This is a genomic window from Maritimimonas sp. 2210JD6-3 (genome assembly GCF_056591795.1).
The window spans coordinates 1-19,803 of record NZ_JBWQOJ010000040.1; the positions used below are offsets into that span (position 1 = coordinate 1).

Genomic DNA, 19,803 nt, shown 5'->3' on the forward strand with positions numbered 1-19,803 from the left:
GCTAATAAGATCAGAGAGAAATTAGTATCGTATTAAAACCTATGAATTTTACTAAAAAACCCATGAAAGAGTTTATATATGTAGAATCACAAAATGAACGAAATTTGCCATATTGGATAGTATTGGGAATCGAGCATACAAAAAGTAAAATAAATAAGTAATTATGGAAAAACTTAGTTGGGATTCCTTTACGAAAAGAATATACATCAAAGCTGATGCTACAAAATTATTCAGTTTATGGAGCACCGAGCAAGGTATTACAAGGTGGTTTCTAAAAGAAGCAGCTTATGTTAGAAATGAAAAAAGAATTGCTAGCAAAGAACTTCTACAAGCTGGTGACAACTACACTTGGAGGTGGCATAACTGGGATGGTGAAGAAAAAGGACAAGTACTTGATGTCAAAGAAAATGAGTTCATACGATTTTCATTTGCAAGAGTCTGTGAAGTACTTGTAACTTTTGAAGAAAAAGATAATGATCATGTTTTAGTATCACTTACCCAATCTAGAATTCCGTTAGATGATAAAAGTAAACTAGAAATATTTTACGGTTGTAGTAATGGGTGGACTTTTTGGTTGGCAAATTTAAAAGCATATCTTGAACATGGTATTCTCTTAAACGAAACAGAAATTGATCTAAGAGATCTTGGTCTAGCTGGTTATGAATTTGTAAATATGTAAGTGCCGTGTTTGAAAGCTTATTTTATACTTTTGACCTTTTAGGTACAGCTGCCTTTGCAATTTCTGGCACATTAATAGCACTTGAAAAACGTCTTGATCCTTTTGGTATTTTTATAATTGCCTTTGTTACCGCTGTAGGTGGCGGAACATTACGAGATATTTTAATAGGAAGGACCCCTGTTGGATGGATGCAAGATCTTAACTATATCTATACCATTGCAGCTGCGTGTATAATCTCAATTGTTATTAGAAAACAAATTGCTTATTTGAGTAAATCACTATTCTTATTTGATACAATTGGTTTAGGAATTTTCACCATTGTTGGAACAGAAATGGGTATTCAACTAGCGCTACATCCAATAATCTCAATTGCTTTAGGTACCATTACAGCTACTTTTGGAGGCGTAATTCGAGATATATTATGTAATGAGATTCCAGTAATATTTAGAAAAGAAATATATGCAAGTGCATGTATTATAGGAGCTATTACCTATATGTTACTCGATCGGTTACAAATTAACATGAATACCATTTATACACTTACCATACTTATAATTATTGTAGTACGGTTGGTAGCAGTAAAATACAAGTTATCACTACCAAATTTTTACTATAAAGCTGAAAAATAACAAAATAACGAATTCTTTTCAATACTTTTTTACGTAATTATCAATGTGTTTTTTATCTTATTCTGAATAAGCAAATCTATATTCTGTTAGAAGACTTTAGAAACTCTTTAGATTGTTGTTTTTACTTGCGGTCTCAAATCAAATTACAACGATAAAAATTAAATTCCATGAAAAAAGTATCAATCTTATTGATGATCTCTGTACTAGCTTTGTCATGTGTTTCAAAAAAGAAATACGCCGCACTAGAATTAGATAGAGATAATCTGAAAGGAGAATTACACAAAACATCAATTGCAAAAGAAGAATTAGAACAGAAGTTTGCTGTAATTGAGGCGAGAGTTGAAGCTTATAATGCTAAAATAAATGCATTAAAAGAAGAAAACGATTCTAAATTAACCAATGCCAATGGTATGGTGATTTCGAACGATGCCAAAAATCAAATGAGAGCTACAATTGCTAAGATGGATCCTGAAGCTACTAACGGAGCTAAAACCTTAAAGGATTCTATGAACTTAGCTGTTGCCTACAACCTAAGAAAGACAATGGCTGCTAGTGATTTGGATGAAAGTGATGATATCGCTATTAATATTAACGAAACCGTTGTAATGATTTCAATTTCTGATAAATTGTTATTTAACACGGCAAGTTTTAGAATAAGTGATAAAGCAGATCATATTCTACAAAAAATTGCTGATCTTGTAAATTCTGAAGAAAGTCTAGACCTAATGGTAGAAGGTCATACAGATGCGAGAACCATTAATACTGCACGTGTTGCAGATAATTGGGATTTAAGTGTATTAAGAGCTACTTCGGTTGTTAGAAGGCTTCAAAATAAATTTGAGATAGCTCCTGAAAAATTAATTGCTTCAGGGAGAAGTTCTTTTCAACCTTTAGTAGATAATGAAACCAAAGAAAATAGAGCTAGAAATCGACGTACACGTATCGTGATTTTACCAAATATTGATAAATTCTTTGCTTTAATGAGTGATCAACAACTTGCTGCTACAGGTGAATAGTATTTGAAAATAAATAGAATAAAAAAGACCGAATTTAAGTTCGGTCTTTTTTTATAGAATTTCATTTAGGTCCTTACAAGAGAATTATTTAATAATCTCCTAACGTTTCTTTGTTTTGAGCCAAGCCAATTGCTAATTGTTCATCATTAGGTGCTTTACCATGCCAAGCATGTGTATGCATCATAAAATCAACACCATTGCCCATAACCGTATGTAACAACACCGCAACAGGTTTACCTTTTCTGGTTCTTGATTTTGCATCTCTCATTCCTTCGATAATTGAGGCAACATCATTACCATTTTGTATTTCTAGCACGTCCCAACCAAACGCTACTAATTTGGCTTTTAAATCTCCAAGTGGCATTACATCATCAGTTGAACCATCTATTTGTTGTCCGTTATAATCAATAGTCGAGATTAGATTGTCTATTTTTTTACCAGCTGCATACATTAACGCTTCCCAAATTTGACCTTCTTGCAATTCACCATCTCCATGTAATGAGTACACTGTTTTAGTATCATTATTTAACTTTTTTGCTTCAGCAGCACCTATGGCTACAGACATGCCTTGTCCTAAAGAACCTGAAGCGATTCTTACACCTGGCAAATGTTCATGAGTCGTTGGGTGCCCTTGTAATCTTGAATTTATATGTCTAAATGTCGCTAACTCAGATACAGGGAAAAATCCACTTCTGGCCAATACACTATAATACACTGGTGAAATATGTCCGTTCGATAAGAAAAATAAGTCCTCTCCTATTCCATCCATAGAAAAATCAGTAGAATACTCCATTAGATCCTGATATAAAACTGTAAAAAACTCTGTACACCCTAAAGAACCGCCTGGGTGGCCAGAATTTACAGCATGCACCATCCGTAAAATATCACGTCTTACTTGTGTTGAAAAATCTTCTAATTGTTGAACTTTTGACATATTTTTTTTCTAAATTAATTGATGCGCAAAAATAAGTTATTTCAATCTTGATACAAATATCTTAATAGAACTTATTTTCTAGTTATTAACAGATTACTTATGATATAATTGATTGTGCGTCAATTTAGTATCGCACACTTTGCAATTTTCGTTTGTGGCTGCTCCGCCCGCGTGACCATTCGGACATATATAATGATAATCACCATATTTATTTTGTGCTGGGGTTGAGGACGAAGTATTGGTCGTATTATTCGTATTAAATGGGTCTTTTATACCTTCTTTAGGAATATTTAGTCCATGATAAGCTTGATTATGTTGTAAGACAGCATCGCATTCAGTACACTTTCCCTGTTTGTCTGAACCTGCATGACCATTAGGACATGTATAATGTGCTAATTTTCCTTGTTTACTTGTACCATTTTCTGTTTTAGGTTTACTATCTTCTGAAGGCTTTCCTCTTTCAATACACGAGCTTACTAAAAAAAATATAATAACAACTCCGAAACAAAATATTCGCATAATAGTATTTTTTGTAAAGCTAAAAAACCTGTTTATTTCAAGTGGTTATTCATCTAAAAAATAGATAACATGTTATTAACATTGATTTATTACAACTAAAGGACTAATTCTAATGATATATGTAGCATTAAAATGATTTACCAACGCATCTTCTTTACATTTTATTATTCTTAAATACATACACTCCTCTTATGATGTAAATTTCAATGAGTGTTTCGATAAACGATATGTTGTACCGCACCTTAATCAAGAGGGTGCTATAACGGCACTAGACTTTGAATCTTAACTATAGCTATGCTTTAAATATTTTAAAATATTGATAAAGAAGTCATATAAAATATACAAATGAAGATAAAATAAAAATGGCTTGAAATATTTCAAAGCCATTTTTATTTCTTTCTTATATTTACTGAATATCTACAAATGCTATTATGAAAAAAATAAGTTTCTTCTTTTGTACTTTATTAGTTTTTATTTCATGTGATAACTCACAAAAAAAAGTGGCTTCTAAAGAAATAAATGAATCAGAATTAATTAAAAAAGCACGTAAAATTCATGAAGATGTAATTACTCTTGATACACATTGCGACATTAATATTAAAAATTTTACAGACTCTATAAATTACACGCAACGATTAGATAATCAGGTCAATTTGCCTAAAATGAAAGAGGGAGGTCTCGATGTAGCTTGGTTTATCGTATATACAGGACAGGATACTTTATCTGATATGGGCTATAAAAAAGCATATGATAATGCGATATCTAAATTTAATGCAATTCATAAATTGACTAAAGAATTAGCTCCCAATGATATTGAATTGGCACTTACACCTGATGATGTGCGTAGAATTAGTAAAACAGGAAAAAAAGTAGCTATGATTGGTATTGAAAACGGATACCCGATTGGACAAGACATTTCTAATGTTAAAAAATTCTATGATTTAGGTGCACGCTATATGTCATTAGCGCATAATGGGCATAGTCAACTAAGCGATTCTAATACAGGCGAAAAAGATAGTATATGGTTGCATGATGGTCTAAGTGACTTAGGTCGCAAAGTTGTGTCAGAAATGAATAAGTATGGTATGCTAATTGATTTATCACATCCATCTAAAAAAGCTAATTTAGAAATGATTAAACTGTCGAAAGCACCTGTAATTGCTTCACACTCATCGGCTAGAGCCTTGTGTAACCATAGTAGAAATTTAGATGACGAACAGCTTTTAGCAATTAAAGAGAATGGTGGTGTTGTTCAAACAGTTGCTTTTACTTCTTACTTGAATACCAAAAAATATGAATTGAGAAATGAAGAAATTAAAGAGCTAGAAAAAAAAGTAATGGATTCTTTAGGATATAAGTGGCTAGAAAGAAAAGATATTATGGCACTTCCTAATTCAGAACGTGAAACTTATATAGAAAAATATATAGAAATGGTTGGTATCGTTAAGAAGAAAGCAAAAAACATGAAAAGCCTACCTCCTGCCGTAAATGTATCAGATTTAGTAGATCATATTGATTATATGGTTAAGCTTATTGGAATTGATCATGTAGGAATAAGTTCCGACTTTGATGGAGGTGGTGGTATTGAAGGATGGGAAGATGCCTCAAAAACTTTTAATGTTACACTAGAATTAGTAAAACGTGGATATACTAAACAACAGATTGAAAAACTTTGGAGTGGTAATCTCTTAAGAGTGTTAGATAAAGCACAAGAAGTAGCAAAACAAATACAAGCTCAAGAATCCTCTATTTAAATTGCTACATGAAAATCTTACAACAAACATTTTTATTACTTTTTATATTAGGAATTGCAAGTAATAGTCAGGCTCAGTCGGCAGATTTAAATATCGATATGCTGATTGAAAATAAAAACCCCAATGTTCGTTCTATAGTAAAATTCACCATAATTATTAATAATGCGGGATATAGTGATGCTACAGGAGTAACTGTAGTAAATGAATTTTCTAATGGCTATGGAGATATTGAGATACTTACGGAAGGTGGTGTACTTTCTGGCAATAGAATAAGTTGGTCACAAATTGAAATACCTGCATACTCAAATAAATATTTCCATTTTAAAGCCAAAGTACTTTCTACAGGTGAATATCTAAATAAAGCAGAAATCGTTTCATCAGATATTAATGATCCTAATAGTGACCCAGAAAGTGGTTTTGATACTGATGATTATGAAGATGAACTGCTAGATGATGATGAGATAATAGTTGATGATATTGTTCCCGTGCCTTCAGATTTTGATAAAGATAATATATATGATATCAATGACTTAGATGATGATAATGACGGCATACCTGATATAAATGAATCAAATACCGTAAATCCAGATGATGATTTTGACAATGATGGTACGCCTGTTTATTTAGATGATAATGACAATAATTTTGATATAGGAGATCAAAATAACAGTGTAGAAAGTTTTTTTGATTTTGATAATGATGGTATTCCTAATCATCTCGATTATGACACTGATGGAGATGGTATTTTCGACATGTTTGAATCTGGTCATAGATTAATTGATGGAAATACAAAAGGTAAAATAATAAGCTCTTTAGTAAATTTTGGAGTTAACGGATTGTTCAATAAGCTCGAAACTGCTGAAGATAGTGGTTTATTAATTTCTCCGTTACTGAACACAGATAACGACGACAATCCAAACTTTATGGATGAAGATGATGATAATGATGGTATTTTAACGAAGGATGAACAGCCAGACCCTAATGGAGATGGTGTACCCGATGATGCCGTTGATACTGATAACGATGGCATACCAGATTATTTAGACGCAGATAGTGGCCAAAATAAATTACAAACAGAAGATTCTTTACTAGTAGAACCCAATCAAAATGAGGTGAGAACGGCAACCATTTCGGTAAAAAACGCTTTGGTAGATGTTAAATTATTTACAGAAAATGGTATTGAAGTTACCCCAGATGTAACGAAAATTGGTAATTTAGTTCAATTAGATATTTCTAATTTAGATTCTGGCACGTACTTTTTGCAATTTAAATACAACAATAAAGTTGATATCAAACGAATGGTTATTGATTAGGGTGAAATATGGCTAAAATGGCCTCAGTAATTCGCTTTGGCTTCTTCGTAACTCTATCTAATAATACCCACGTTGTTTTACATTTACAAAGTAGTTTGTTTTCAGTAGATATTTCTACGATTCTTATAGATTTTACACCTTTTGATTCATCAATCCAAGTTACTACGGTAATCTCATCATTTAAAAAAGACTGATTGATATAATCTATTTCATGGCGTAAAGCCATCCATACATTAGTTTCTTTTATGCTTTTAGATGCTAGAGTATTCCAGTGCTTTTCTGATGCTTCTTGCACCCATTGTAAATACACAATATTATTTACATGATTTAATTCATCTAAATGTTCTTTTTGAACACTAAAAGAATAACTGAAAGATACCTTGTTTGAACTATTGCTATTCATCAATTAATCTGTCTTTTACATATTCAATCTCTGTTTTACCATGTGGCTTAGGTTTACCATCATTACCAAGATTCACCATGATGATATTATCAACAGTAATAATAGTTTCTCTAGTCATTTTGTTTCGCACTTCGCATTTTAAGACAAGAGAACTTTTACCAAACTTAATTACTTCAATACCAATCTCAATAATATCTCCTTGTTTTGCCGAACTTTTAAAATCGATTTCTGACATATACTTTGTAACAATTTTCGAATTATTTAATTGTATAATAGTATATAGTGCAGCTTCCTCATCTATCCAAGCTAAAAGGCGCCCGCCAAACAATGTTCCATTCGGATTTAAATCCTCCGGCTTTACCCATTTCCTAGTATGAAATCTCATGTTTTACGTGTTAAAATTTTAATAAACTTCTGATTTTTATTTACTTACAAAAGATTTAAACAGTAACTTTAATTCAGAGAATTAAGAGATAAATATAATGAGATATTTATTTATAGTATGCTTATTAACGATTAGTTGCGTGAATTCACAAAAAAAGGTTGATCCCTACACTAATGTGGGTGGTCCTTGTGAAGGCTGTGAGGCTGTTTATGAATATGGAACGAAATCTTTGAATGCAATTGATACATTACCAGATTTTAATTCTGCTGAGCAGAAAATAAAAATTACTGGAACTATTTTTGAAAGTGACGGTAAAACTCCTGCAAAAGATATTATTGTGTATGCCTATCATACTGATGAAAATGGCATCTATCCTAAAAAAGCGACGTCTCAAGGTTGGGAAAAACGGCATGGCTATCTTAGAGGTTGGATAAAAACAGATAAAACGGGCGTTTATACTTTTTATACATTTCGACCTGCATCCTACCCTAATACTACGATAGAACAGCATATTCATTTAACAATTAAAGAACCAAATAAAAATGAATACTATATTGACGATATAACTTTTAATGATGATCCCAATTTAAGTGAAAGAACAAAAAATAAAAAACGACCTAGAGGTGGTAGCGGGATTGTCTCTTTAAAAAAAGACAAGCAATTAATGACTGCTAAGCGCGATATTATTTTGGGACTTAATATTAACAACTATCCTTTAGAATAATGTAAGAGCTTTCTTGCTCATTTTAGGAACAATTAGATTAGTACCTAATGCTTTATTTAAATTTTTAACAAAATGTGCAGAAAGTAATGGCGAAGCTTTTTCTAAATTCTGGTGTACAAAAAAATGTATTTTTTTTAAACCTAAATCACTCCATTCTTTCAATCGTACAACCCAGTCATCTAATCTATTATAGTCACTAGTGTGATTTGCACCTACATAACGAATAAACGCTTCATTATTGGTAAGGCGCATATGCATAATATCTCTTCTGCCTGCTGTGTCAACTAACACATTTGCAATATTATTTTCCTCTAAAAGTTGATACAGTTCTTTAGCAATCTTTTCATCGTTAAACCAACTTGTATGTCTAAATTCTATAGCCAAGGGTATCTCTTTAGGCCAACCTTCAGCAAATTTTATCACCCTATCAAAGTCTTTTGGTGCAAAATTGGTATGCATTTGTAAAAAAATGGTACCCAGTTTTTCTTTTAAATTTGAAGCAGCATATAAATAATTATCTACAGATTCAGCAATATCATTCAAGCGTTTCCAATGGCTTATTTCTTGATTCAGTTTTGGAAAAAACTTAAAGTTTGTAGGGGTTTTATCATACCATTTCTGAAACTGTTCTGGAGGGAAAAAGCGATAAAAAGTCGCATTGAGTTCAATACTATTAAACTGCGTCGCATAATATTCGAGTTCATCTTTGGTACCTCTTGGGTAAAAACCTTTTAGATCTGACCTATTCCACTTTGCGCAACCCACATATGCTTCTGACTCACTATTTGATTTTAAAGATGTTAACAATCGTTTAGTTTCTGGATGATCTTTAGGCAATGTAAAATCAATTAAACTGGGGTTTTCTACGCTTCCGAATTTCATGCTAAATAGTTGACAATTTGTTAATAAGAATAATTTTTCTGTTTATAACCAAGTATAGCTTTCAGTAAATTTAAGCAAACTTCTACAATTATGAATTCGCGAGACATGAATCTTTTACATTTACGACCCGAAATTCCGTCGGCTATAATTTCTTCTTCTATGTCTTCTGATGAGCAGTTTCAAAATAAAACCTTGCGCCCCATTATTAAACTTCAAAACAACTTGCTGGTTGAGATGTTTAAAAATTATGCTCGTAAACAAAAGAATAGATTTTATGAATTACATCTTGAAGGACGTTATAAGTATATCGAAAATGCAATTCAAAAAGATACAAAGTTTAGAAATTCGTTAAAAGGTATGATTATGGGGCAGTTTACTTTAGAAGAATACGCACTTTATATTGAAAATTCTTCGGCTTTAAATAAACGTATGATGAATCTGGTAATTGAACGTCTAAAAGATCAAATACAATTATTTGAAAACGAATTGGCGTATTAGTAAGCCAACTGCAATACATATTGCAAAACTCATTAGTGTACCAATTAAAACATATTCTGTTTGTTTTCGTGCACCCTTAGAATCACTAAAGCGTAATATTGATTTTGCTCCAATTAAAAAACCTATTGCAGAAAAGTTACTAGATAATACAAAAGTAAGTACTAAAATGCGCTCAAAAATACCAATATAACGTCCTGCTTTTTTTAAACTGGTTTGTTCTTTCTCTTCTACTACAATTTCTTCTTGCCAACGTTGCGTAAATTTCCCTATTATAAATCCAACAGGGTAGATTACAAGAATATATCCTATCGTTATGGCAAGACTTACTTTTGAAGAGAAAAAATCTTTAATAGCAGGTAGAAAATTGCTGAAATTATCGGTTAAATATAAATAGGATAATACTATGATTATCAGATGAAAAAATTGATCTAAAAGAAATATTTTTAACGTGTCTTTTTTCTGATTCAATTTCCATAAATCAATAAAAAAGTGTGATATCATAATACCAATTGGCACTAAAAAGCCGTCCCAATCTTGTAGAAACAGATATGTAAAAAAGCCAGCTAGAAAAGAGTGTACGTATAAATACCATGATTTAGCTTTGAGTTGTTGCTTATGCGCAACCATTTTACTGCTCTGTAGTACAAAATCTGTTATAATATGAGCTAATAGTAATTGTAATACTATGATAAAATTACTAGACATCTTTTATATGTTTTGTTATGGCAACTTTGTAACGTTTTAATAGTAAAGCAATTGAATCCCAGTTTGCTGCTTTTTTACGATGATTAACAGCCGACTGATTAATTCCGAGTTTTTGAGCTATTTCTTTCTCTTTCTTCCCTTTATGTAGGTAGTACACTACTTCTGCTGAGGCCAAGCTCCATTTACTGGTTACGCTATCTAATAAGCTAAAATGAACATTAAATTCATGATCTAAATCATCATGGCCAGTTTTTATAAGTAAACGCGGATAATCACCTTTCATGCTATCTAAGGTTTTTCCTGAAAATTGGAAAGCTTCTCCGTTAGATTCAAATATAGATTCGCGTTTTAAACTAATGGTGCCTATGCCTATAGCAATACGAAAGTCAGGCAAACCAGAAACTTTAGTATTTTTAATGTTTAATTTATTTATGGCAGTTTTTATTGAAAGTACTACATCTAAAGCATTACTAACATCAAAGACAACTCCTTGAAAACTATCACCTCGAAAAACTTTTAGATTAGCATCGTATGTATCTTTTAGATATTCAAATTCCTGATTTAAAACATCAAGAATCCTATCTAACTCCGAAGGTTTATATTTTGTGGAATCAATTAAATCTCCTGTAATAACAGCTTCTTGCATGTAACAAAGATATAAAAAATATTAGTCTGTAGGCTAATAATGTATAAATATTAGTCTGTAGGCTAATAATACATAAATATTAGTCTGTAGCATAATAATTATACGATAGGTTCACCATTGAGGTTGGTCGTTAATACATCACTCATATAATCAAAGTAAGGTCTTATGGCTTTAAATGCTGTATCAGCTTGTTTTAAGAAATCTGGAGAAGTGACTTCAGTATCACTAAATTTTTTAGTAAAAATGAATTGCTTTTTCTTTATGAGATCGATTGCTGAATGCTCTTTATTAAAACCTTTAGGAGCCGTTTTTACCTCGTCGCCAACAAAATCTCCCCAAATAGTTTTAAATTTCTTATTTGAGATAATTTTACGAATTTCGGTGTCGTCTTGTTCAAACTCTTTACGAATTCTAAGGAGATCATCTTTGTGAGGCTGCCAAAAACCAGTAGCGATAAAAGAATCACCAGGAGCTATATGTAAATAATACCCACCACGTAAGTGAGGCTTTTTTCGATGAAAGGAACCCCCAAAATGTGTTTTGTAGGGAGTCTTATCTTTAGAAAAGCGAACGTCACGGTAAATTCTAAATAATTTTAACGTATCTACATTATCATGTTTTTGAAGCGCAGTATGTACTTCTGTGTAAAATTTTTTAACATCAGCTTCTATATCTTTAAAAGTAGGTTTGTTCTCAGTAAACCATTCTCTGTTATTATTTTTTTGTAGTTTTTTTAAAAAAGTGAATACATTCTTAGAAACAGTAGCTGCCATATAACAAAAATTTAGAAAGTCTAAAGTACAATTTTTTGTACTTTTAAGAGTAATGAAAAATCAAAAAAACAAAGCACTTAAATTACAATACGAAGGATTTTTAAGCACTCAGTCACTGTTTGAAGATACATATAATAAAGAATTTCAAGTATTTGATATAAAGAAAGTTAAACCTAAACAGTTTAATTTAAAAATTAACGAAAATTTACGTTTAGGAAAGCTTGTTGAACGTTTCGTATCCTTTCAATTACTTCAAGATGAATCGATACAGAGTATCGTAGAAAATGTTCAAATTCGAAAGGAAAAAGTAACGATAGGTGAATTAGATTGTATCATTACCAAATTTGGGCAACCTATACATTTAGAGATTGTATATAAATTTTATCTGTTTGATAAAACTGTAAGCAACTCAGAAATTGAATGTTGGATAGGATCTAATAGACGTGATAGTTTATTAAAAAAACTAACCAAACTTAAAGAAAAGCAATTACCACTACTCTATCATGAAGCAACTAAAAAAACGCTTTCTCATTTAAAACTAAATGTGAACGAAATAAGTCAACAAATTTACTTTAAGGCACAATTATATGTACCACTAAGTGATATTGACAAAACATTTGATAACATAAACACAGATTGCATTGAGGGTTTTTATATTCACAAGAACGAAATAGTTCAATTTAGAAATTGTAAATTTTATATTCCAACAAAGTTAAATTGGTTGATACAACCTTTTGTAAATGTAGCTTGGTTAAACTTTGAAGATTTTCGAATGGAATTACAAAAATTCATCATAGAAAAATCATCATCACTGTGTTGGTTAAAAAAACCTAATGGTGAGCTAACTAAATTTTTTGTGGTTTGGTGGTAACGTTTAAATGTTTCTTATATAATCTCCTAAGGTATCGTTGAACTGAATTCCTTTTGTAAAACGTTTTTTATGTAGTTTTTTAAACTCAACCAATCCCCATAAAATAAATTCTTTTAGAAAGTAACTATCCTTTTCAGGAAAATCTGGTTGATAATCTGCAATTAGCACATCTAATGGTTTAATAAAATCTAATTGATCTTTATACAAACTATCATTCATATCATCTAACAGCTCAACATCTTCTTGTTTATAAAACCATTCGACAATCGCATCATAAGGTGTAACATCACCATGATGCACTAATTTTTTTACTTCAGGAAAATAATCTAGAAACAATGTTTTAATCGCATTACCCAATAGAATTTGAGCCACCGAAGAAGCTCCCTCTTGTTCCCCTTCATATACCAATTCTACTTTTCCGGTTATTGCTGGAATAACACCCAGAAAATCCATTAATCGTATTGAAGTCGCAACATCGTCGTTCATGAGGCTTCTTCGTTCAGCGGTACTTAATAAATTTTCAAAAATGGTAATACTCATTCTAGCACTAACCCCACTTTTAGCATCGATATATTCACTTTCTCTAGCTTCAAAACTCACTTGTTCTACCAATTCCTTAGCGAGTTGAGGCACATATAAAGCGTCTTTTTGTTGGTTCACTAAATTGGCTTCTTGCTGTGTTATTTGCTGTGCTATTTCTATATTTTGAGGATAATGTGTAAGAATTTGAGAACCAATACGATCTTTTAAAGGCGTAACAATACTACCTCTATTCGTATAATCTTCAGGATTGGCTGTAAAAATAAACTGAATATCAAGAGGCAGTCGCAATTTAAAACCACGAATCTGAATATCGCCTTCTTGTAAAATATTGAATAGTGACACTTGAATCCTAGCTTGTAAATCGGGTAATTCATTAATTACAAAAATTGAACGATTCGCTCTTGGAATCATTCCGAAATGAATGACACGATCGTCTGCATACGTAAGCTTTAAATTCATTGCCTTTATAGGATCGACGTCACCTATAAGATCAGCCACAGTAACATCTGGAGTTGCTAATTTTTCATAGAATCTTTCACTACGATGCATCCAAGTAATTGGTGTATTTTCCCCTTTTTCAGTAATTAAATTTTGAGCATATCTAGAAATAGGATGAAAAGGATCATCATTAATTTCTGAACCTTCTACAACAGGTATATATTCATCTAATAAATTAATCATAAGTCTGGCTAAACGCGTTTTGGCCTGGCCTCTTAAGCCTAATAGATTAATATTATGACGTGATAAGATAGCAGTTTCTAATTCAGGAATTACAGAATTTTCATAGCCCCAAACTCCTTCGAAAACTGTTTCTCCCTTCTTTATTTTTTCAATTAAATTCTTTCTAAGTTCGTCTTTTATAGAAATTGATTGGTACCCCGCTTTCTTTAACGCTTTTAATGACGTAATCTCTTTATAATTCATAGTTAATAACCTCTTAATCTTTTTTTTCTATTCTGTTCATAATCTTCAAATATCATTTCACCCAACCCTTTTAGCCCTGTATAAAATGCTTTTCCTTGATTGGCTTCTGTAAAATGCTGTACAAATTGCATCAAATACGGGTCTTGTGCAATCATAAATGTAGTAATGGGTATGTGCAATTTTCTAGCTTGACTCGCCATGGTATAGCATCGTTCAACAATGTGTTTATCGAGTCCGTTACTATTTTTATAATACGTACCATCAGATAAGCGCATACAGCTCGGTTTACCATCTGTGATCATAAAAATTTGTTTATTGGTATTTCGTTTACGACGAAGTAAATCCATCGCTAACTGTAAACCAGCTACTGTATTCGTATGATAGGGCCCTACTTTTAAATATGGTAGATCTTTTATAGCAATTGGCCAGGCATCATTACCAAAAACAAGAATGTCTAAGGTGTCTTTAGGATATCTTGTCGTTATTAATTCTGCCAACGCCATAGCCACTTTTTTTGCGGGTGTTATTCGATCTTCTCCATACAATATCATGCTATGACTAATATCGATCATCAACACAGTGCTCATCTGAGCCTTAAAATTGGTTTCCCCTACTACAAGATCGTTTTCATGCAACGAGAAATTATCAATACCATGATTTACTTGAGCATTTTTAATACTTTCAGTCATAGAAATCTGATCTAAAGAATCACCAAAACGGTATTTTCTAAACTCACCTGTTTCTTCATCACCTTGCCCAATAGTATTAGTTTTATGATTTCCTTTTTGACTTTTACGTAGTTTTCCAAAAATTTGATCTAAAGCACGCTGACGAATTTCTTGTTCTGTCTTAGCCGTAATTTTTAAACCGCCTTGACCATTCAGATTTTCTATTTCTTCTCTCAAATATCCTTTTTTCTTAAGATCTTCTACAAAATCATCAAGAGTATATTCGGGTGTAGTAAGATTATATTCTTCATCTAGTTGCTTGAGCCAATCTAAGGCTTCATCAACATCACCTGAAGTATGTGTAATGAGCTCCTTAAAAATATCGAATAGTGCATCGAAAGGCGATTTACTTGGAGCCTCATACGTTTCAAACCGTAACCCTTTTTTAAAAATTGAATTCACTCTATAAAAATACGACAATATAGTACCGAAAACAATTTTAGGATAGACATTAAGAAAATTTTATAAATTGCAATTGTAAACTATTATTAACCAATTAATTATTAAAACTATGAACAATCAATTAACAAATAAAGTACCCGTTTGGTTTTGGATCGTAAGTGTTGTTGCATTATTATGGAACAGTGCTGGTGTATATGCTTATTTGCAGCAAGCGTATATGACTGATGAAGCAATTGCTGCGTTACCTGAAGCTGAACAAGCCTTATACACTGATATTCCATCCTGGTATATAGCGTCTTTTGCTATAGCCGTATTTGCAGGACTTATTGGATGTATTCTTCTATTATTAAAAAAGAAACTAGCCTACACGGTCTTATTAATTTCTTTAATTGCAGTAATTATTCAAATGAGTTACCTAACGTTTTCATTAAAAATGGCTAATGCGATGACGCCATTGATTGTTATTGTTTCACTTTTTTTGGTTTGGTTTGCAAAAAATAGTGTTAACAAAGATTGGTTGAAATAAAATAACCTAAAAGACTAAAAGCATTTTTCAAAACGCTTTTAGTCTTTTAATTTATTAAGATCTTTAAATTGTGTATTAGCATAGTTATAACCGTATGCCCACCATTTTTTCATCAATTTCTTATTAAACACTAAAGAATTCGTTGTTAAAACAGTAGGTGTATAAAACAAGTTAAGCTTCACACCTTTATGTTTGGCTTCTAATTTACCGATAGTCACATTATGACGCTCTACATGATCGAGCATAAAACCAAATACACTTTCCATTAATGAGAACGGATTTTTTGAAGGTAATCGGTTCATTTTAGAAACTTCGGTCTCTAAAATTATGGCATCTACTTCAGTAGCACCTCTTAAGATAGCTTCTCTTATAGGTACAATACATCCAAAACCACCATCAGCATATTCACAATTATTTTTTTGCAACACACTCATAAAGGGTACATAATTACAAGAGCCCCATATCCAGTCACAAAAATCATCATATTCCCAATCTTTAATTGATTTATATTCTACTTCATTCGTTGTGAGATTAGAAACTGTAATGATTACATCTTTATTAGATGCTTTAATAATATTAAAATAACTCTCTGTTACATAACGCTTAATAAAACGCCGAAGGTTTTTACTTTCTCCAAAGGTTTTACGGCCATTGATAAAATTCCATAAAGTATTAAAGTGATTTACGCTGACCACTTTTTCGCCATGTACAGTTTTAACCACAAATGGGTTATTGCTGAAAATTTTTCGCTGACTTACGGTAGTATAAATTGCTTTTAATTCTCGTAATTTACCTAAAGCTAAATGAGTAACCATTAAACTTCCTGTAGAAGTACCTAAAAACAAATCATATTTTTTATTTTTCTCTTCGATAAGATATTCTGCAACACCCCCAGCAAAAGCACCTTTACTTCCTCCACCAGATATTACCAAAGCCCTCATAAAATACGTAGAAAGTTAATTGTTTTTGATTAAAAAAATTACTTTTGATAAATCTAATCAAAATAAATAAACTTGAAGTACCCATCCTTATTTTTTCTAGCACTTATCCTAATTATTAGTTGTAAAGAAGAAAATTATGAATCTAGATCTATCGAATCTGTTGAAGTAATTAAATTTAGCATTGATAGTGCTAGTATAAGGGCTATAGCAGTTTCAAAGAACACCTCTCCTATTTTTGCAACAAATAATGGATATTTTGGAGCTATTTCTAATGATACCATTCATACACTTCCGCAGTTTAAATATGATACAATAATTCCTCATTTTAGGGCTATAGCCAATAATGGAATTTCAAATTTTATACTTTCTGTAGGAAATCCTGCTTTACTATATAAGGTTGATGGTAATAAAAGTAAATTAGTTTATAAAGAAGAACATAAAAAGGTATTTTATGATGCTATGAGATTTTTCGATGAGAAAAATGGGATTGCTATGGGGGATCCTACCGAGGATTGTTTGTCTATAATTTTAACCAATGATGGTGGCACTACATGGCAAAAAATTTCTTGTGAAGATGTACCAAAAACTGAAGACGGTGAGGCTGCTTTTGCGGCAAGTAATACCAATATTGCGACATATAAAAAAAATGCTTGGATCGTAACGGGTGGTAAAAAAGCTAGAGTTTTTCACTCATCGGATATGGGAAAAACATGGTCAGTCTATGACACACCCATCATTCAAGGTAGTACTATGACTGGAATTTACAGCGTTGACTTTTATAATGACCATGATGGAATCATTATAGGTGGTGATTGGGAAAATAAAGATAGAAATACTTCAAATAAAGCGATTACCAAGGACGGTGGTAAAACATGGAGACTTGTAGCTGATGGTGCTGAACCTGGTTATAAAAGCTGCGTTCAATATGTTCCAGATACACAAGGGAAAGAATTATTTGCTGTTGGGACAACTGGAATATCGTATTCTAACGACTCAGGTCTTACTTGGAAAAAAGTAAGTACAGATGAATATTACACAATACAATTTGTCAATAGAAATTTAGCATGGCTGGCTGGCAAAAACAAAATAGGAAAACTAATACTAAAATAACTTATGAGAAGATTACTTTTTGCATCGATCACCTTATTTATACTACTAAGTTCATGTAAAAAAGATGATTTATTGTCGGAATTTAATTGTAATAAAAGGGCACATCAATATGAACTTAAAGAATATAGAGATGTGTTGAAAAAGTTTAGAATTGATATTCCAAAAAGTTGGAAAACACAGTTGTATTATGATGAATTTCAATCACAAATATATAGTGCAGACACCACAAAAAATTTAACAAATACCTATATTTTAGATGTGTCTTGGCACCAAGGAGAGTTAAACTTAAATGCTGACTTTGCTAAACGCGTAAGCGATACTTTAGCGATTGTTGAACAATTAACTATAGTAAAATCTAACTTTAGTAAATTCAAAGAAAAACCGTGTTATTGGACACTCTCTAAAGGTAAAAAAGGAAAATATGACCATAATAATTTACAAATCTATATTAAGACAGCGGCAGACGAATATTATACCATAAATACAAAATTATATGGAGATGAAAATGTAGAACAACGTTTTTGTGAAGCTATAAATTTAGCCCAGAAAATAAATTTTATTGAATAATATTTTATATCCTTTTTTGAAGTAAACTAAATAGATAATACCTCTATAATGAAAAAAATAACAGAACGTTTTATAAAATACGCAAAAATAGATACCGAATCTGACCCTAATAATCCTGACTTCCCAAGTACAGAAACACAATGGAATCTAGCAAAAATTTTGGTTGACGAGCTAAAAGAAATAGGTTTGCAAGATATTTCATTAGATGATAATTGCTATATCATGGCTACATTGCCTTCAAACCTTGATCATGAAGTACCAACCATTGGATTCATTTCGCATATAGATACGAGCCCAGATTTTACAGGTAAAAATGTAAATCCCCAAATTCACAAGAACTATGACGGTAACGATATTATTTTAAACGCTGAACAAAACATAGTATTATCTCCAGATTATTTCGAAGATCTCTTACTTTATAAGGGGCAAACACTTATTACAACAGACGGCACTACCCTACTCGGAGCGGATGATAAAGCAGGTATCACTGAAATAGTTACGGCGATGGAGTATCTTATAATGCATCCTGAAATCAAGCATGGTACGATTCGTATTGCTTTTACACCAGACGAAGAAGTTGGTAAAGGAGCGCATTTATTTGATGTTGATAAATTTGGGGTCGAATGGGCTTACACGATGGATGGAAGTCAAATTGGTGAGTTAGAATATGAAAATTTTAACGCTGCTGGCGCCAAAGTAATTATAGAAGGTAAAATTGTGCATCCTGGGTATGCAAAAGGAAAGATGATAAATTCTATGCTGATTGCTAATGAATTCATAAACGCACTTCCTGCGAAAGAAATTCCGCAAGAAACAAGTGGTTATGAAGGTTTTTTTCACTTATATGATATGAAAGGAAGCGTTGAAAAAACAGAATTACAATACATCATCCGCGATCATGATATGCAATTATTTGAGGATAGAAAAGTACTTTTTGCTAAAACGGCCGAGCGCATCAACAAAAAACTAGGTAAAGAATTGGTAAAGGTTGAAATCAAAGACCAATACTACAATATGAAAGAAAAAATTGAACCCGTTATGCATATAATCGATATTGCAGAACAGGCTATGAAAGAACTAGCTATAACACCTTTAATAAAAGCAATTCGCGGTGGTACTGATGGCTCTCAACTATCATATAAAGGATTGCCTTGCCCAAATATTTTTGCTGGCGGGCATAACTTTCATGGTAAGTACGAATATGTACCTGTAGAATCTATGGAGAAAGCTGTTGAAGTTATTGTTAAAATTGCAGCGATAACGGCTTTACATGCTAAAAATAAACAAAACGGCTAATATTAGTTATAATTTATTGTTGGTTTTTTAAATAG

At 31.8% G+C, this 19,803-nt stretch carries 23 protein-coding genes; 12 read left to right on the forward strand and 11 right to left on the reverse strand.

Annotation, left to right across the window (positions count from 1 at the left end; all coding sequences use genetic code 11):
* Positions 1 to 163: 163 nt before the first annotated feature.
* From AC1EUY_RS13630 to AC1EUY_RS13640, 3 genes are all read left to right on the forward strand, one after another.
* Positions 164 to 679, forward strand: a complete 516-nt coding sequence (locus AC1EUY_RS13630; protein WP_480196097.1) for an SRPBCC domain-containing protein — start codon at positions 164 to 166, stop codon at positions 677 to 679.
* A 5-nt stretch (positions 680 to 684) separates the two neighbouring features.
* Positions 685 to 1,308 (forward strand): trimeric intracellular cation channel family protein, encoded by a 624-nt coding sequence (locus AC1EUY_RS13635; protein WP_480196098.1) that lies wholly within the window; start codon positions 685 to 687, stop codon positions 1,306 to 1,308.
* Positions 1,309 to 1,475: 167 nt separating this feature from the next.
* The gene (locus AC1EUY_RS13640; protein ID WP_480196099.1) at positions 1,476 to 2,324 is read left to right on the forward strand and encodes an OmpA/MotB family protein; all 849 of its coding nucleotides are present in this window, start codon (positions 1,476 to 1,478) and stop codon (positions 2,322 to 2,324) included.
* Positions 2,325 to 2,412: 88 nt separating this feature from the next.
* On the opposite strand, the gene AC1EUY_RS13645 is transcribed toward AC1EUY_RS13640, so the two are convergent.
* Both AC1EUY_RS13645 and AC1EUY_RS13650 read right to left on the reverse strand, forming a co-directional pair.
* Entirely contained in the window at positions 2,413 to 3,258 is an 846-nt protein-coding gene (locus AC1EUY_RS13645) for a transketolase (protein WP_480196100.1), read from the reverse strand.
* A 93-nt stretch (positions 3,259 to 3,351) separates the two neighbouring features.
* Positions 3,352 to 3,777, reverse strand: coding sequence for a hypothetical protein (locus AC1EUY_RS13650; protein WP_480196101.1), 426 nt, complete (start codon positions 3,775 to 3,777; stop codon positions 3,352 to 3,354).
* Positions 3,778 to 4,208: 431 nt separating this feature from the next.
* On the opposite strand from AC1EUY_RS13650, the gene AC1EUY_RS13655 reads away from it, so the two are divergent.
* Positions 4,209 to 5,531, forward strand: coding sequence for a dipeptidase (locus AC1EUY_RS13655; RefSeq protein WP_480196102.1), 1,323 nt, complete (start codon positions 4,209 to 4,211; stop codon positions 5,529 to 5,531).
* 8 nt (positions 5,532 to 5,539) lie between these two features.
* Positions 5,540 to 6,844, forward strand: a complete 1,305-nt coding sequence (locus AC1EUY_RS13660; protein ID WP_480196103.1) for a T9SS type A sorting domain-containing protein — start codon at positions 5,540 to 5,542, stop codon at positions 6,842 to 6,844.
* Here AC1EUY_RS13660 and AC1EUY_RS13665 read toward each other — a convergent pair.
* Positions 6,834 to 7,247 carry an acyl-CoA thioesterase gene (locus tag AC1EUY_RS13665; RefSeq protein WP_480196104.1) on the reverse strand — a complete coding sequence of 138 codons (414 nt, stop codon included), beginning with the start codon at positions 7,245 to 7,247 and terminating at the stop codon, positions 6,834 to 6,836. The genes AC1EUY_RS13660 and AC1EUY_RS13665 overlap by 11 nt on opposite strands.
* Positions 7,240 to 7,632 (reverse strand): acyl-CoA thioesterase, encoded by a 393-nt coding sequence (locus AC1EUY_RS13670; protein ID WP_480196105.1) that lies wholly within the window; start codon positions 7,630 to 7,632, stop codon positions 7,240 to 7,242. The genes AC1EUY_RS13665 and AC1EUY_RS13670 overlap by 8 nt, the downstream gene beginning before the upstream one ends.
* 139 nt (positions 7,633 to 7,771) lie before the next feature.
* Between AC1EUY_RS13670 and AC1EUY_RS13675 the strand changes: the two genes are divergently transcribed.
* Positions 7,772 to 8,356, forward strand: a complete 585-nt coding sequence (locus tag AC1EUY_RS13675) for a dioxygenase family protein (RefSeq protein WP_480196106.1) — start codon at positions 7,772 to 7,774, stop codon at positions 8,354 to 8,356.
* Here AC1EUY_RS13675 and AC1EUY_RS13680 read toward each other — a convergent pair.
* Entirely contained in the window at positions 8,348 to 9,238 is an 891-nt protein-coding gene (locus tag AC1EUY_RS13680) for a DUF72 domain-containing protein (RefSeq protein ID WP_480196107.1), read from the reverse strand. The two genes, AC1EUY_RS13675 and AC1EUY_RS13680, sit on opposite strands and share 9 nt — an antisense overlap.
* A gap of 90 nt (positions 9,239 to 9,328) precedes the next feature.
* On the opposite strand from AC1EUY_RS13680, the gene AC1EUY_RS13685 reads away from it, so the two are divergent.
* Positions 9,329 to 9,736, forward strand: coding sequence for a glyoxalase (locus AC1EUY_RS13685; RefSeq protein WP_480196108.1), 408 nt, complete (start codon positions 9,329 to 9,331; stop codon positions 9,734 to 9,736).
* Here AC1EUY_RS13685 and AC1EUY_RS13690 read toward each other — a convergent pair.
* From AC1EUY_RS13690 to AC1EUY_RS13700, 3 genes are all read right to left on the reverse strand, one after another.
* Complete coding sequence (locus AC1EUY_RS13690) at positions 9,710 to 10,441, reverse strand: DUF3307 domain-containing protein (RefSeq protein WP_480196109.1); 732 nt, start codon at positions 10,439 to 10,441, stop codon at positions 9,710 to 9,712. The two genes, AC1EUY_RS13685 and AC1EUY_RS13690, sit on opposite strands and share 27 nt — an antisense overlap.
* A complete protein-coding gene (locus tag AC1EUY_RS13695) occupies positions 10,434 to 11,087 on the reverse strand; it encodes a SatD family protein (RefSeq protein WP_480196110.1) in 654 nt (217 codons plus the stop codon). The genes AC1EUY_RS13690 and AC1EUY_RS13695 overlap by 8 nt, the downstream gene beginning before the upstream one ends.
* 98 nt (positions 11,088 to 11,185) lie before the next feature.
* Positions 11,186 to 11,860, reverse strand: coding sequence for a DUF2461 domain-containing protein (locus AC1EUY_RS13700; protein ID WP_480196111.1), 675 nt, complete (start codon positions 11,858 to 11,860; stop codon positions 11,186 to 11,188).
* 52 nt (positions 11,861 to 11,912) lie between these two features.
* On the opposite strand from AC1EUY_RS13700, the gene AC1EUY_RS13705 reads away from it, so the two are divergent.
* The gene (locus AC1EUY_RS13705; protein WP_480196112.1) at positions 11,913 to 12,731 is read left to right on the forward strand and encodes a DUF1853 family protein; all 819 of its coding nucleotides are present in this window, start codon (positions 11,913 to 11,915) and stop codon (positions 12,729 to 12,731) included.
* 3 nt (positions 12,732 to 12,734) lie between these two features.
* Here AC1EUY_RS13705 and AC1EUY_RS13710 read toward each other — a convergent pair whose 3' ends face one another.
* Positions 12,735 to 14,198, reverse strand: coding sequence for a sigma 54-interacting transcriptional regulator (locus tag AC1EUY_RS13710; protein WP_480196113.1), 1,464 nt, complete (start codon positions 14,196 to 14,198; stop codon positions 12,735 to 12,737).
* A 2-nt stretch (positions 14,199 to 14,200) separates the two neighbouring features.
* Positions 14,201 to 15,328, reverse strand: a complete 1,128-nt coding sequence (locus AC1EUY_RS13715) for a vWA domain-containing protein (protein ID WP_480196114.1) — start codon at positions 15,326 to 15,328, stop codon at positions 14,201 to 14,203.
* 109 nt (positions 15,329 to 15,437) lie between these two features.
* On the opposite strand from AC1EUY_RS13715, the gene AC1EUY_RS13720 reads away from it, so the two are divergent.
* Entirely contained in the window at positions 15,438 to 15,854 is a 417-nt protein-coding gene (locus tag AC1EUY_RS13720; RefSeq protein WP_480196115.1) for a hypothetical protein, read from the forward strand.
* Between the two features lie 38 nt (positions 15,855 to 15,892).
* On the opposite strand, the gene AC1EUY_RS13725 is transcribed toward AC1EUY_RS13720, so the two are convergent.
* Positions 15,893 to 16,795, reverse strand: coding sequence for a patatin-like phospholipase family protein (locus tag AC1EUY_RS13725; protein WP_480196116.1), 903 nt, complete (start codon positions 16,793 to 16,795; stop codon positions 15,893 to 15,895).
* A gap of 72 nt (positions 16,796 to 16,867) precedes the next feature.
* Here AC1EUY_RS13725 and AC1EUY_RS13730 point away from each other — a divergent pair, with 72 nt between their 5' ends.
* The 3 genes from AC1EUY_RS13730 to pepT are packed head-to-tail and all read left to right on the forward strand — an operon-like array spanning position 16,868 to position 19,768.
* Positions 16,868 to 17,905 (forward strand): WD40/YVTN/BNR-like repeat-containing protein, encoded by a 1,038-nt coding sequence (locus AC1EUY_RS13730; RefSeq protein WP_480196117.1) that lies wholly within the window; start codon positions 16,868 to 16,870, stop codon positions 17,903 to 17,905.
* A 3-nt stretch (positions 17,906 to 17,908) separates the two neighbouring features.
* Positions 17,909 to 18,472, forward strand: a complete 564-nt coding sequence (locus AC1EUY_RS13735) for a hypothetical protein (protein ID WP_480196118.1) — start codon at positions 17,909 to 17,911, stop codon at positions 18,470 to 18,472.
* Between the two features lie 48 nt (positions 18,473 to 18,520).
* The gene (gene pepT, locus AC1EUY_RS13740; protein ID WP_480196119.1) at positions 18,521 to 19,768 is read left to right on the forward strand and encodes a peptidase T; all 1,248 of its coding nucleotides are present in this window, start codon (positions 18,521 to 18,523) and stop codon (positions 19,766 to 19,768) included.
* The last annotated feature ends 35 nt before the right edge of the window (positions 19,769 to 19,803 follow it).